We start from the raw sequence: 12,855 nt of genomic DNA on the forward strand, positions 1-12,855 counted from the left end.
TAAGTTTGTCGATGGTCAGAATTTCGCCATCTTTATAGCGTCTACGGCGCACTCGTCACCTTTGTTGCCGAGCCGTCCGCCGCTTCTGTCCTTGGCTTGCTGCAGGTCTTCAGTTGTGAGCAGGCCGAAGATGATAGGTATCTCGCTCGTGGTGTTGAGTCGTGCAATGCCGTATGTCACACCTTCGCATATGTAGTCGAAGTGCGGGGTCTCGCCCCGTATCACGCAACCGAGTATTATCACGGCGTCGTAATTGCCGTTGAGTGACATCTGCCGTGCCCCGTATATCAGCTCGAAGCTGCCCGGCACTGTCTTGACGTGTATGTTTTCTGGCAGTGCCCCGTGCTTCTCGAGCGTGGAGACAGCACCGTTGAGCAACGCCCCCGTTATCTCCTTGTTCCATTCGGCCACCACGATGCCGAAGCACATGTTGCTGGCATCGGGCACCTTCTCTGTGTCGTAATCCGACAGGTTGTGCAGTGCTGTGGCCATGGTTATTCTACTGTGGCGCGTTCAATGTACTTGTCTATCGTCTGGTACTGCATGGAGTTGAAGTACTTCTGCTTCACCTCCTGGTACAGTTGCAGTGCCTCCTGCTTCTTGCCCTGGCTTTCCAGTATCTCACCGGCCTGTATGAGGAACGTCGGTGAGAGGCTGTTGTTGTCTGCGTTCTTGGCTGCCCGCTTCAAGTGCTCTACGGCCTTGTCGGGCTGTTTCAGGTGAGCGTAGGCGTTGCCAAGCGCTGCCTCGGCTGCGGGGCTAATCATGTGGTCGCCTTGTGTGTCGAATTTCTCGAGGTAGCTTGCGGCTTCCGTCCATTTGCCAAGCTGCGCATAGCATAGTCCGGCGTATAGGTTGGCAAGGTTGCCTGCGTCTGTGCTGCTGTAGTCGGCGGCTATCTTGATGAATCCGGCGTAGCCAATGCTGTCGCCGTTGAGTGCTTTAGTGTATTCTTCCATGCCGAAATATTCCTGTCCTTTGGCCAGTGCTGTGCTGGCTTTTTCGGCTCGCGGGGCGGCAACATAGTTGTTGTAGATTATTGCTCCTGCCACGATTACGATTACGGCAACCACGCCGTAGATGATAGCTTTTTTGTACTTGTCGAAGAAAGTCTCCGAGATGTGGATGGTGCTCCCGCTATTGGGGGCTTCGTTCTGGTTGTTATTGCTTGCCATTATTTTGTTGTTTTAAATTCAGTTTCAATTGCGTGGCAAAATTACGGAATTTATTGCAGATACTGAAATTTATCGTTGACTTTTTTCGTTTATGACTAATAAATGGCTTAACTTTGCAGTTAAATAGCAAAAAGGCAGCTGATGATTCTGCAGAAACTTTCCATACTGAATTATAAGAACATAAAGGCGGCAGAGCTGAGTCTGTCTCCCGGCATGAACTGTTTTATCGGGAGCAACGGCGCCGGCAAGACAAACGTCATCGATGCGGTGTATTATCTCTCCTTCTGCCGCAGCGCCTTGTGTGCCGTCGACTCCCAGGTGATGCGCCACGGCGAGGCTTTTTTCATGCTCGAAGGCAGTTACCAGACAGACGGCGGCGACCCTCTTTCGGTTTACTGTGGCATGAAGCGTGGTACAAAGAAGCACATGAAGCGTGACGGCAAGGAGTACAGGCGGCTGTCAGAGCATATAGGGCTGGTGCCGCTCGTGTCGGTGTCGCCGGCCGACTCGCTGCTCATCGACGGCGGTAGCGAGGAGCGCCGCCGTCTGATGGACATCGTGATATCGCAGTACGACCGTGCTTACCTCGACTCGCTCGGCCGTTACAACAAGGCTTTGGCGCAGCGCAACGCCATGCTCCGCGCCGATGCCGAGCCCGACACGGAGCTCATCGGCATACTCGAAGAGCAGATGGCTGTTGAGGGCGAGGCCATCTTCGCACGCCGCGAAGCGTTTGTCAGCGAGCTCGAGCCGGTGTTCCGCGAGTTTTACGACGACATCTCGGCCGGCCACGAGAGCGTAGGTCTGGCCTACGAGTCGCATTGCCGGCGCGGCCCGCTGCTCGACGTTATACGCCGTGACAGGGCGAAGGACCGCATCATGGGCTATTCGCTGCACGGCGTGCACCGCGACGACTTGGTGTTTACGCTGTCGGGCCATCCGATGAAACGCGAGGGGAGCCAGGGCCAGAGCAAGACTTTCGTCATTGCCCTGAAGCTCGCGCAGTTTGGCTTCTTGCGCCGCACAGCCTCGCAAACCACCCCCCTGCTGTTGCTCGACGACGTGTTCGACAAGCTCGACGCCACCCGTGTGGAGCGCATCGTGGGCATTGTGTCGGGCAGCGGCTTTGGCCAGATATTCATGACCGACACCAACCGCGAGCACCTTGACCGCATACTGCGTCTCTGTTCGCACGACTATAAGATATTCCACGTTGACGATGGCGAGGTAAAGGAGGAGGAACATGTTTAGACGCGATGTGCAATCGATACGCGACCTGATACTGCGCAACTTGCGGCAGCAGGGACTTGAGACGCCGTTGCTGCAGAAGCGGCTCGTCGATGCGTGGCCCGTGGTGGCTGGCCCGGTGATTGCCCGGTACACCATCTCTGCCTACATTATGAACCAAACGCTCTTTGTCAGGCTGTCGAGCCCCGCCCTCCGTGCCGACCTGAGCATGAGGAGGCGCGACTTTGTGGCGCGGCTTAATGCCCAGGTGGGCAGCCAGGTCATTGCCGACATAAGGTTTTGCTGAGCTTGCAGCGGCCCGGGCAAAGCTATGCTTTGTGCTTTTCGAGCCTTCACCGGATGGATTGCCTGCCGCCGTCCGGGCGGCTTTGCCAACAGCTTGGTGCTCAGCATGTTTGCAAAACGGCCCGAATCAGGGTGCAAAACGGCCCGTTTGAGGATGTCAAACGGGCCGTTTTGCGTTGCAATATCGTATGTATGGCATTCCTTCATGCCGTGTCTGCCGCAGGCGGCCGGCTGTTGCAGGCGGCCGCCCAGGTTGTCATTTCCATATCACCTCGTCCATGGCTATGTCCGTTGGCTCTGTGGGCACGCTGTCCACCAGTTGGAACGGGAAGCAGATACCTATCTTGTAGGCCTGCGGCATTAGCGGCAGGAAGCGGTCGTAGTAGCCGCGTCCGCGCCCGAGCCGGTGGCCTTCGCGGTCGAAAGCCATGCCCGGGATGATGGCAAGGTCTATCTTTCCGTAATCGGCGAATGCCGGCCCGGTGGGCTCCATTATGTGGAATGCGCCTTCGGCCAGGCTCTGCGGCCCTGTGAACAGGCGCAGCTCCATGGTTGCCGGGCCTGTGACGCGCGGCAGGACTATTGTCTTGCCGGTGCCGGCTGCCATCAACAGTGCCGTGTCAACCTCGTCGGCAAGCGAGCAGTAGAGCATTACAGTCTTGGCCGACAAGAACCTCGGGTGCGATGCCACCCTGTTTGCGGCTGCTATCGACATGGCTCCCAACTCTCCGGCAGTGTGCTGCCGCTTGCTGTTGCGTATGGCCTGCCTTAGTTCTGTCTTATGCATAGGCCACCTGTGTATATGTCTTGTGAGTGTCGCCATAGCTGTAGGCAATGTCGGCCTTGGCCGTCTGCTTGCCCTTTTTGTCTGCCGATGGTTCCGGGAAAGCCTTTCCCTCGCTGAAAACCTTGAGCGTTGCGTCTATCGACGGGTCGTCTTGGTTGAGGTATTCAATCCAGTCTTCCTCGTCGAGCATGTTGTAAATGATGCGGCTGTTGATGAATCGCTCGAGCAGCTTGTGTGATTTCCGTATCATGAGGTTGCGCCTCCGCAGGCCGTTGTCGGCGGCAAAGCGCACGAACTTCTCCACCGTGTTCTGCTTGTTGAGGTAAGCCGACAGCTCGTCGATGTCTTTGTATTCGCTCAGCTTAGGCCTGTTGTCGTCGGTGTAGTTGTATGCAAACTGTATTATCAGTCCGTTCATGCTCGCCTCTTTGTAGTAAGACGTCATGCCGGTGGTGTCTTCCGGCACGAAGAGGTCGGGCGTGATGCCGCCTCCGCCGTACACCGTCCGTCCGATGGACGTATGGTAGGCCGGCCCTGAGTGCTTGATGCTGTCTTGCGAGAAGAATTCGCCGTGCTTGTAGCGGCTCAGCAAGTCGGCCTCATAGCTCTGCTCGTCGCCCGCCGTGTAAGGCTTCTGTATGCAGCGCCCCGACGGAGTGTAGTAGCGTGCCACGGTCAGCCTTATCATCGAACCGTCGTTGAAGGCTATGGGTTGCTGTACGAGCCCCTTGCCAAACGAGCGCCTTCCGATGATTGTGCCGCGGTCGTTGTCTTGTATTGCCCCTGCGAATATCTCGGAAGCCGATGCCGAGCCCTCGTCGATAAGCACCACGAGAGGTATGTGCTGGTAGCTGCCCCGCCCGTCGCTGCGGTATTCCTGCCGTGGCGACTTGCGGCCCTGGGTGTAGACAATGAGCCTGTCTTTGGGCAGGAACTCGTTTATCATCTGCACTGCCGATGCCAGGTAGCCCCCGGTGTTGCCCCTGAGGTCTATCACGAGGTTGCTGAACCGCTCCTGGGAAAGGCGCGCCAAGGCGATGAGCAGCTCGGGATAGGTGTTCTCACCGAAGTTTTTCACTTTTATGTATCCCGTGTTTTCGTCGAGCATATAGGTTGCGCTGATGCTCTTCTGCGGTATGTCGCCGCGGGTGACGGTGAAATATTTCACGCTTTTCTCGCCGTAGCGCACCACGCCAATCTTCACTTTCGTGTCCTTGGGGCCTTTCAGCCGGCGCATGGCTTCGTCGTTGGTGACCACCTTCCCGACGAAAGGCTTGCCGTCGACGCTCACTATCTTGTCGCCGGCCACTATGCCGGCGCGCTCGGCGGGGCCGTTCTTTACCACGTTCTGCACGTGGATGGTGTCCTTGCGGATGGTAAACTCAATGCCCACACCGGAGAAAGAGCCCTTCAGCTCGTCGTTGGCCGCCTGCACGTCTTTGGCGCTTATGTAGACGGAGTGGGGGTCGAGCTCGGCCAGTATTTGCGGCATGGCCTTCTCGACCAGCCCGTTGATGTTGACCGTGTCAACGTATTGGTCGTCGATGATGTGCAGCAGGTTGTTGAGCTTGTTGCTGCTCGAGTTGATGATGCTGAGCCTGTTGCCCGAGAAAAGGTTGGCGTAGAACGTACCGATGAGTATTCCCACCACCACGCATGCAGCCATGATGAGGGGCATGAAGCGGTTAGACTTGTTCTGGTTCATTGTCGTCCGGATTTAGGTATGTTACTTCGATGTTCGCTTTCTTAAGCAGGTCTATGCCGTCTTCCAGGCGGTAATGCTCAGCATAGACCACCCTTTTGATGCCCGCCTGTATTATCAGCTTTGAGCATTCTATGCACGGCGAGGCCGTGACATAGAGCGTTGAGCCGTCGCTGTTGTTCGAGCTGCGGGCGAGTTTCGTAATGGCGTTGGCCTCGGCATGCAGCACGTAAGGCTTTGTTATGTTGCTTTCGTCTTCGCAAACGTTCTCAAAGCCGCTTGGCGTACCGTTGTAGCCGTCGCTTATGATCATCTTGTCCTTGACCACAAGCGCCCCCACCTGCCGCCGTTTGCAGTAGCTGTTTTCGGCCCATATCCTTGCCATGCGCAGGTATCTCAGGTCGAGTTTGCGTTGCTTTTCCTCCTGTGTCATTGTCATTTATGCTTGTTTCGCCTTATTCCGTTGCGCTTTAGCAATGCGTCGATGGTAGGTTCGCCTCCGCGGAAGCGCTTGTAGAGCTCCATGGGGTGGTCGGTGCCGCCTTTCGAGAGCACCTCGTCGCGGAAGCGCCTGGCCGTTTCCTGGTTGAAGATGCCTTCTCTCCTGAACACGCTGAAGGCGTCGGCATCGAGCACCTCGGCCCATTTGTAGCTGTAGTAGCCTGCGGCATAGCCTCCGGCCATGATGTGGCTGAACTGCACCGTCATGCAAGTGTCGGGCAGTTGGGGCTGCACCAAGGCTTTCTCCCATGCTTTTTTCTCGTACTGTATGAGGTCGCCGTCAAACGGTTTGCGCCTTGTGTAGTATGCCATGTCGAGCAGTCCGAAGCTCACCTGGCGCAGGCAGGCATAGGCAGCCATGAAGTTTCGGCTCTTCACGATGCGCGTGATGAGCTCTTCGGGCATCGGTTCGCCCGTCTTGTAATGCAGCGCGAAGGTGTTGAGGAAGTCTTTTTGTACCGCATAGTTTTCCATGAATTGCGACGGCAACTCGACGAAGTCCCACCACACGTTGGTGCCGCTAAGGCTCTCAAAGCGTGTGTTTGCGAACATGCCGTGCAGCGCGTGGCCGAACTCATGGAGGAACGTCTCCACCTCGCCGAGGGTGAGCAGCGCCGGCTTTTCTGCCGTAGGCTTTGTCAGGTTCATCACTATGCTGACGTGGGGCCTCACGTTTGTGCCCTTGCGGTCGATCCATTGGCCTTGGTATTGCGTCATCCACGCGCCTCCCTGCTTGCCTTTCCTCGGGAAGAAGTCGGCGTAGAGCACGGCGAGGTACGAGCCGTCGGCGTCGAACACCTCGTATGCCTTCACGTCGGGATGGTAAACCGGGATGTCGGCGTTTTCCCTGAAGGTGATGCCGTAGAGCCTCGTGGCCAGTCCGAACACGCCCTTGATGACGTTAGACAGTTCGAGGTATGGGCGCAGCATCTCTGAGTCGATGTTGTATTTCTTAAGCTGCAGCTTGTGTGAATAGTAGCTGAAGTCCCACGGTTGCGGCCAGAAGCGTATGCCTTCTTGCTTTTTCGCATAGAGTGTAAGGTCTTTCATCTCCTTTTCGGCGGTGGGCTTGTAGGCTTCTATGAGGTCGTCGAGCAGCTTGTAGACATTCTTTGTGTTGCCGGCCATGCGGTGCTTGAGCACATAGTCGGCGTAGCTCTTGTATCCGAGCAGCCTTGCAATTTCCAGCCGCAGGTTGATGAGCCGCTTGCAAATGTCGATGTTGTTTTCCGGGTTGTCGTGTGTGCACTCCGTGTTCTTGGCCATATACATCCGCTCGCGCAGCTCCCTTTGCGTCGAGTAGGTCATGAAGGGGCTGTAGCTTGGGTAGTCAAGCGTGAAGACCCAGCCCTCCTTGCCTTCTTCACTGGCCTCGGCGGCAGCGGCCTCGATGGCCGTTTCGGGCAGTCCGTCAAGCTGTTGGCTGTCGGTGATGTGCAGTTTGAAGGCCTTGTTTTCCTTCAGCAGGTTCTGCGAGAACTGCAGCGAGAGCATGCCGGCCTCCTCGGTTAGCTTTCTGAGCTTCTCTTTCCCCTCGTCGTCGAGCAGCGCTCCGCTCCTGACAAAGCCGTCGTAGCTGCTGTCGAGTAGCATTTTCTCTTCCTGTGTCAGTTTGCGGTGGTGGCGGTATACGTGCCTCACCCTTTCGAAGAGGCGGGGGTTGAGCCTTACGTCGTTGGCGTGCTTGGTTAGGATGGGCTGCATCTTCTGCGCCAGGGCGTCCATCTCGTCGTTGGTCTCGGCGCTTAACAGGTTGAAGAACACGGCGGAGACGCGTGAGAGCAGGTCGTAATATCCCTCTTTGTCGTCGTCGCTGTTGATTATGGTGTTGTCGAATGTTGGCTTTTCCGGGTTGTTGACGGTCTTCTCAATCTGTTCGTTGTCGCGTCTTATTCCCTCCATGAACGCTTCTTCGAAGTCCTCCAGCCTTATTTTGTCGAATGGAACAGTGTTGTGTGGTGTGCCGTAGGGTTCAAAGAAGGGGTTTTTGTGTGGTGTATTTCCGTTGTTGTTTTCGCACATAAGTCGTTGGTTTCTTTGGAAATGCAAATTTAGTTATTATCGTGCAAAGTAACGAATATTTCACGAAGATTAACGGAGAATAGACCTGTTGCGGGCATGTCGCGGCATGCTGTCGCCCTGTTGCCTTGCCGGGTCATGGCGTTCGGCGCGCCGGCCGTTGCGGTGTGGCCGGCGTGGCCGGCCTTGGCGTCAAGGATGCTGTGGTGGGATGGCGTTGCCGTTCGGGCCGTTCCGGGCGCCCGTACGGCTGTTTTTGGGGTGTAAAACGGGCCGTTTTGCATCTCCGGACGGCACGTTTTGCCAAGTGGCTGTAGGCCAGTGGGTTACAGAGGGTTGCGCAATGGCGCTTCGGTAAGCCTCTCCAGGGCGTCGACGGTTATCTTTCCGCGCGTTGTCTTTATCATTCCCGCTTCGCGCAAGCCTCTCAGCGCGCGCGACACATTGAGCCTGCTGTCGTTCACTTCGTAGGCCAGGCGTTCCATCATTATGTGTATTTCCTTTGGCCCGCGTGCCGTGAGGCATCGTTCGGCAATGAACCTGACTATGCGGCCGGCCAGGTCGGCGGCCGGCGGCAGCCACAGGCTGTCGGCCGTGCGCTGCGTTTGGGTTGCCAGCATGTTGGCCATGTTGAGCCTGAAGGCCATGAACCGCCCGCACAGCGCAGCCACCTCGGCCTTGTCGATGGCTATCAGGTTGGCGTCGGTAGTGGCCTCGAACGTCCTGGCCGATGCCTGGTGCAGTCCGAAAATGCGCTCGGGCTCTATGGTGAACGGCGGCCTTATCTGTTCGGCCACGGCATAGCCCCGGTCGGCCGAGCGCGTCACGGCCCTCAGCGTGCCGTTGGTCAGCAGCAGGAGCCGCCCCACGGGGTCGCCTTCGTGCAGCAGCGTGGCGGCCCGTGGCAGCTTTATGAAGTCGAGCCTCGTGCCGGCCACAAGCTGTTCGAGCTCGTCGTGGCCCATGCCTTGGAAGAGCGTGAAGCGCAGCAGCGTGTCGTACAGTTGCAGGGCAGGCATTGGCTTACTTGTGAATCTTGTCTCTCATCGATGGCGAGTACCACACGTGGTTGTTGCCTTCGGCGTCGGCCCAGATGAAGTATGCCATCAGTTCGGGGTGTTTCTCCAGTATTTGCTTTGCCCCGTCGAGGCCCATCACCATGAATGCCGTGGCATAGGCGTCGGCAATGGCGCACTTGTCGGCGAGCACCGTCGACGACAGTATGTTGTGCTGCACGGGGTATCCTGTGTGCGGGTCGATGGTGTGGGCATACTTCCGCCCGTTTTTGTAGTAGAAGTTGCGGTAGTTGCCGCTTGTGGCCATGGCCTTGTCGGTGACGTTGATGATGGTCTGTATCTCTTCGTTGGTGCTCAGCGAGTCGTCGGTAGGCTTGGTCACGCCAATGCGCCACGGCACCCTGCGCTCGCTGATGCCGCTCGTGACGATTTCTCCGCCTATCTCGACCATGAAGTTTTCGACCCCACGGCTGCGCAGGTAGCCGGCCACCACATCGCTGCCGTAGCCCTTGGCTATGGCGCTGCAGTCGAGCATCAGCCGCGGGTCGGCCTTGACCACCCTGCCTTCCACCATCTTCACCTTGCCGTAGCCTATGAGCCGGCGCAGGCTGTCGATGGTGTGCGCCGTGGGGAATGTGCCTTTCTTGAAGCCGAAGCCCCAGGCGTTGACCAGCGGTGCCACCGTTATGTCGAAGGCCCCGCCCGTCTCGCGTGCCACGTCCTGCGCCATGTTGAACACCTCGGTGAACATGGCGTCGGGCTTGTGGGGGGCGTTCCTGTTGACTGCCGAGATGGTTGACTTCTCGTTGAAGGCCGACAGCGATGCGTCGACGCGTTGCAGCTGCGCCCTGATGCCGGCGTGCAGGTCGGAGTCGCATTGGTAGGTGATGTTGTAGACCGTGCCGAACACCACGCCTGAGTTGTGCATGTAGGGTGTCGGGGTCTGGTTTCTCACTATCAGCATTATGCCTACAACGAGCACGGCCAGCACCGCGAGCCTCCATGCCATGCGGCGCTTGCCTCTGTCGTTGCCTGATGTATGGTTGTTGGGCATGGTCGTTGTCAGATGTCTATTATAACGTTGAAGTTTGCGCCGATGCGCGTGTCGCCGTATTTTCCGTATCCCGGCACATACCACGTGTTGCCTGCGCTGCTGTCCTTATGGGCCAGCCGGAGCTTGTACCTGACGCTCCAGCCGAGGTGGAGCGGCCCCCACAGGCGTGTGTCGAGGCCCAGCACCACTTCGGCCCAGTGCTGGTTGCACTGGTCGCCGCTGACGCTGAAGCCCGTGTCCCATCCCCATACGGGGTCTTGGAAGGTTGGCCTTGATATGTCGACCTTATAGTATGTGAAGGCATATCTGACCCCTGCGTACAGCCTGTTGGCCGAATGCTTGTTCTTGAGCAGGTTGAGGTCGCAGCCTACGCGGAAGTAGGGGGCTTCCGTCTTGTAGTACATCGACGTCACCTCGTCGTCGTGTTCGGCCATGCCGTAGCCCACCTCGACGATGGGGAAGTACTGGTTGTGCAGGTTGAGTCGCACAGCCGCCTCATATTCGCCGTAGTCGCTGAGGGCCAGCACCACCGGCCCGGCAACGTCGAACGACACGGCGAAGCCGTTGAGCAGCGGCACCGAGTCTTTCGCTATGGCGAACAGCTTGCCCTGGCCATGCGCCGACAGGGCCGCCACCAAGAGCACTGCGCTAACGGCGAGCCTTGAAATAGATGTGGAAATGTTCTGTCGAAGCGTCATAGTCAACGTGTTGTTTGTTTACCACTATGGAGTCGATGGATTGGCGGGTCCACCTCACGGCCGTGATGTTGTGGAAGAACGAGATGTTGCAGTCTACCGACTCGAAGTGCGGGTAGTTGTCTTTCTTGATGTAAACCGTGTCGATGCGCACATTGCCCAGCGTGTCGCCTACGGTGAAGAAAAGCGTGTCTTCCGGGTCGGTATAGCTGATGGGCAGTTCGAAGGCTGTGGTGTTTACGCTTCGGTTGAGCAGCACGCTGTCGGTGCCGTCGCGCCTTGTGGTGGCTATTGTCAGCGTGTCGCGCAGCGTGTCGCGCTCGCCGCCTGCCTTGTAAAGGCCGTATGACGTGTAGACCGTGTTCTGCACGGGGCAGTCTACCGACGAGCAGGCGGCTGCCGCGAGCGTCATCGCGGCCATGGCGGCAGCCTGCAGCCGCCCCGCCCCGGGCTTGTGGCCGTTGGCTTTGTGGCGTTTCATTTGGCTTAGTTGTTTTTCCTGTTGTCTTCGCACCTTATTTCCTCTTCAATCTGGTATTCGTTTCGGTTGGTTGAGTTGCGGCTGATGAGGTCGCCGAGAAATCCCGCAAGAAACAGTTGGGTGCCAATCATCATCATCGTCAGTGAGATGTAGAAATACGGCGAGTCGGTCACCAGGCGCTGCTGCACGCCGTTGGCCAGGGCGCATAGCTTGTCGATGCCGAGTATGGCGGCCGAGACAAAGCCTATCATGAACATTATCGAGCCGAGAAACCCAAACACGTGCATGGGCTTGCGGCCGAAGCTGCTCAGGAACCACAGCGTGATGAGGTCGAGATAGCCGTTGAAGAAGCGGTTGAGGCCGAACTTTGTCTTGCCGTACTTGCGGGCCCTGTGCTTCACCACCTTCTCTCCAATCTTGTTGAACCCGGCGTTCTTGGCCAGATAGGGTATGTAACGGTGCATCTCGCCGTACACCTCGATGTTCTTTACCACGTCTTTCCTGTAAGCCTTGAGCCCGCAGTTGAAGTCGTGAAGGTTCTTTATGCCGCTTATCTTGCGCGCCGTTGCGTTGAACAGCTTTGTGGGGATGGTCTTCGACAGCGGGTCGTAGCGTTTCTTCTTGTACCCCGACACGAGGTCGTAGCCGTCGGTCTTGATCATCTTGTACAGCCCGGGTATCTCGTCGGGCGAGTCTTGCATGTCGGCGTCCATGGTGATGACCACGTCTCCCTGGGCCTGTGCGAACCCGCAGTGCAGTGCCGGGCTCTTGCCGTAGTTGCGCCTGAATTTGATTCCCTTGACGCATTCCGACTGGCGGCTGAGCCGTTCTATCACCTCCCATGAATGGTCGGTGGAGCCGTCGTTGACAAATATCACCTCGTAGGTGAAGTTGTTTGCCTTCATCACCCTCTCAATCCAGGCGAAGAGTTCAGGAAGCGATTCTTCCTCGTTGAATAATGGTACTACGACAGATATGTCCATGTTGTTTCGTTGTTAGCTGTTTGTTTGTTGCCCGTGGCTTCCCGGGCGCGCGGCCCTTTTCATGATGGCTGAGGCCGGCAGGCTCAGAATGATGCCCACTGTCACGTTCATGCTGAGTATGTTGAGCACTATGTAGATGGGTTCTGTTTGTGCGAGCGCGCTGATGCTTTCCTGCATTTGCTGCGTGCTAATGCCGTAAGCCTTGAGCATTGCCTCGGCTTCGGGCGTGGCCATGACGGCCGAGTATGTGCTTACGAGGTAGCCGCCGTCGATGTAGGCGAAGTAGACAAACTGCGCCAGGGCAAGCAGCAGCGAGGCATAGAGGAACATCAGTATGTAGTAAGCCATGGCCCTGCGGAACGATATGATGCCGTCGCGGGCGTTGTCGCGGAATTTTCCGAGGCGTATGGCCGCGAACACGGGCGACAGCACGGCAATGAGCGTGCCGAGGAGCCCGAGCAATGGCGACGAGAGCCCGCAGATGTAAAATGCGAAACTGATTATCCATGCCACGCCGAGGTAGGCCCCGTCGACGCGGGCGAATGCCTTCAGCTGTGTGTATTCTTCGGGAGTCATATTCTTGGTCCTTAATCTTTATCGGGTGCAAAAGTACTCATTTTATCACAGATAAGACGGTGTGGTGAGGCCTTTTTTGATTTTTTTTGTGATAAAAGTTTGTATAATGCCAAAAAATGCGTACCTTTGTACCCGCTTTTAAATGGGCAAGTCTTGCACGGCCAGCTCCCTTCGAATCCTCCAGGACGGGAACGTAGCAAAGGTAGTTGGTTGTAGCGGCGCGATGCAAGTAGCTTGCCCACCCGCCTCTTTAGCTCAGTTGGCCAGAGCACGTGATTTGTAATCTCGGGGTCGTTGGTTCGAATCCGACAAGAGGCTCAACCGTTTTTTATC

14 protein-coding genes, 1 tRNA gene and 1 other RNA gene are annotated in these 12,855 nt (G+C 57.1%); 4 read left to right on the forward strand and 12 right to left on the reverse strand.

What is annotated here, in order from left to right; translation table 11 throughout:
* Positions 1–15: 15 nt before the first annotated feature.
* Positions 16–492 carry a 6,7-dimethyl-8-ribityllumazine synthase gene (gene ribH, locus H6B30_RS05205; RefSeq protein WP_205108606.1) on the reverse strand — a complete coding sequence of 159 codons (477 nt, stop codon included), beginning with the start codon at positions 490–492 and terminating at the stop codon, positions 16–18.
* A 2-nt stretch (positions 493–494) separates the two neighbouring features.
* Positions 495–1,175, reverse strand: a complete 681-nt coding sequence (locus H6B30_RS05210) for a tetratricopeptide repeat protein (protein WP_205108608.1) — start codon at positions 1,173–1,175, stop codon at positions 495–497.
* A 141-nt stretch (positions 1,176–1,316) separates the two neighbouring features.
* Between H6B30_RS05210 and recF the strand changes: the two genes are divergently transcribed.
* Positions 1,317–2,426, forward strand: a complete 1,110-nt coding sequence (gene recF / locus H6B30_RS05215) for a DNA replication/repair protein RecF (protein WP_205108610.1) — start codon at positions 1,317–1,319, stop codon at positions 2,424–2,426.
* Positions 2,419–2,709: a DciA family protein gene (locus tag H6B30_RS05220; protein WP_205108612.1), complete on the forward strand. Its 291-nt coding sequence runs from the start codon at positions 2,419–2,421 to the stop codon at positions 2,707–2,709. Before recF ends, H6B30_RS05220 begins: the two co-directional genes overlap by 8 nt.
* 255 nt (positions 2,710–2,964) lie before the next feature.
* On the opposite strand, the gene H6B30_RS05225 is transcribed toward H6B30_RS05220, so the two are convergent.
* From H6B30_RS05225 to H6B30_RS05270, 10 genes are all read right to left on the reverse strand, one after another.
* Entirely contained in the window at positions 2,965–3,495 is a 531-nt protein-coding gene (locus H6B30_RS05225) for a 5-formyltetrahydrofolate cyclo-ligase (protein WP_205108613.1), read from the reverse strand.
* Positions 3,488–5,200: a S41 family peptidase gene (locus H6B30_RS05230; RefSeq protein ID WP_205108615.1), complete on the reverse strand. Its 1,713-nt coding sequence runs from the start codon at positions 5,198–5,200 to the stop codon at positions 3,488–3,490. The genes H6B30_RS05225 and H6B30_RS05230 overlap by 8 nt, the downstream gene beginning before the upstream one ends.
* On the reverse strand, positions 5,181–5,630 hold the full coding sequence (locus H6B30_RS05235; protein WP_205108617.1) for a dCMP deaminase family protein: 450 nt from the start codon (positions 5,628–5,630) through the stop codon (positions 5,181–5,183). The genes H6B30_RS05230 and H6B30_RS05235 overlap by 20 nt, the downstream gene beginning before the upstream one ends.
* Positions 5,631–5,632: 2 nt before the next feature.
* Positions 5,633–7,720 carry a M3 family metallopeptidase gene (locus tag H6B30_RS05240; RefSeq protein ID WP_205108619.1) on the reverse strand — a complete coding sequence of 696 codons (2,088 nt, stop codon included), beginning with the start codon at positions 7,718–7,720 and terminating at the stop codon, positions 5,633–5,635.
* A 323-nt stretch (positions 7,721–8,043) separates the two neighbouring features.
* A complete protein-coding gene (locus H6B30_RS05245) occupies positions 8,044–8,736 on the reverse strand; it encodes a Crp/Fnr family transcriptional regulator (protein ID WP_205108620.1) in 693 nt (230 codons plus the stop codon).
* Positions 8,737–8,740: 4 nt separating this feature from the next.
* Entirely contained in the window at positions 8,741–9,787 is a 1,047-nt protein-coding gene (locus H6B30_RS05250) for an FAD:protein FMN transferase (RefSeq protein ID WP_205108622.1), read from the reverse strand.
* A gap of 8 nt (positions 9,788–9,795) precedes the next feature.
* A complete protein-coding gene (locus tag H6B30_RS05255; RefSeq protein ID WP_205108624.1) occupies positions 9,796–10,485 on the reverse strand; it encodes a DUF6048 family protein in 690 nt (229 codons plus the stop codon).
* Entirely contained in the window at positions 10,436–10,963 is a 528-nt protein-coding gene (locus H6B30_RS05260) for a DUF6452 family protein (protein WP_239483605.1), read from the reverse strand. Before H6B30_RS05260 ends, H6B30_RS05255 begins: the two co-directional genes overlap by 50 nt.
* A 5-nt stretch (positions 10,964–10,968) precedes the next feature.
* A complete protein-coding gene (locus H6B30_RS05265) occupies positions 10,969–11,946 on the reverse strand; it encodes a glycosyltransferase family 2 protein (RefSeq protein ID WP_205108626.1) in 978 nt (325 codons plus the stop codon).
* A gap of 12 nt (positions 11,947–11,958) precedes the next feature.
* Complete coding sequence (locus H6B30_RS05270) at positions 11,959–12,522, reverse strand: DUF4199 domain-containing protein (RefSeq protein ID WP_205108628.1); 564 nt, start codon at positions 12,520–12,522, stop codon at positions 11,959–11,961.
* Positions 12,523–12,666: 144 nt separating this feature from the next.
* On the opposite strand from H6B30_RS05270, the gene ffs reads away from it, so the two are divergent.
* Both ffs and H6B30_RS05280 read left to right on the forward strand, forming a co-directional pair.
* Positions 12,667–12,765, forward strand: an RNA gene (gene ffs, locus H6B30_RS05275) — signal recognition particle sRNA small type.
* A 1-nt stretch (position 12,766) separates the two neighbouring features.
* A tRNA-Thr gene (locus H6B30_RS05280) sits at positions 12,767–12,840 on the forward strand.
* The last annotated feature ends 15 nt before the right edge of the window (positions 12,841–12,855 follow it).

Origin of the sequence: Marseilla massiliensis, assembly GCF_016899955.1 — a bacterium.
Taxonomy (GTDB): Bacteria; Bacteroidota; Bacteroidia; order Bacteroidales; family Bacteroidaceae; genus Prevotella; species Prevotella intestinigallinarum.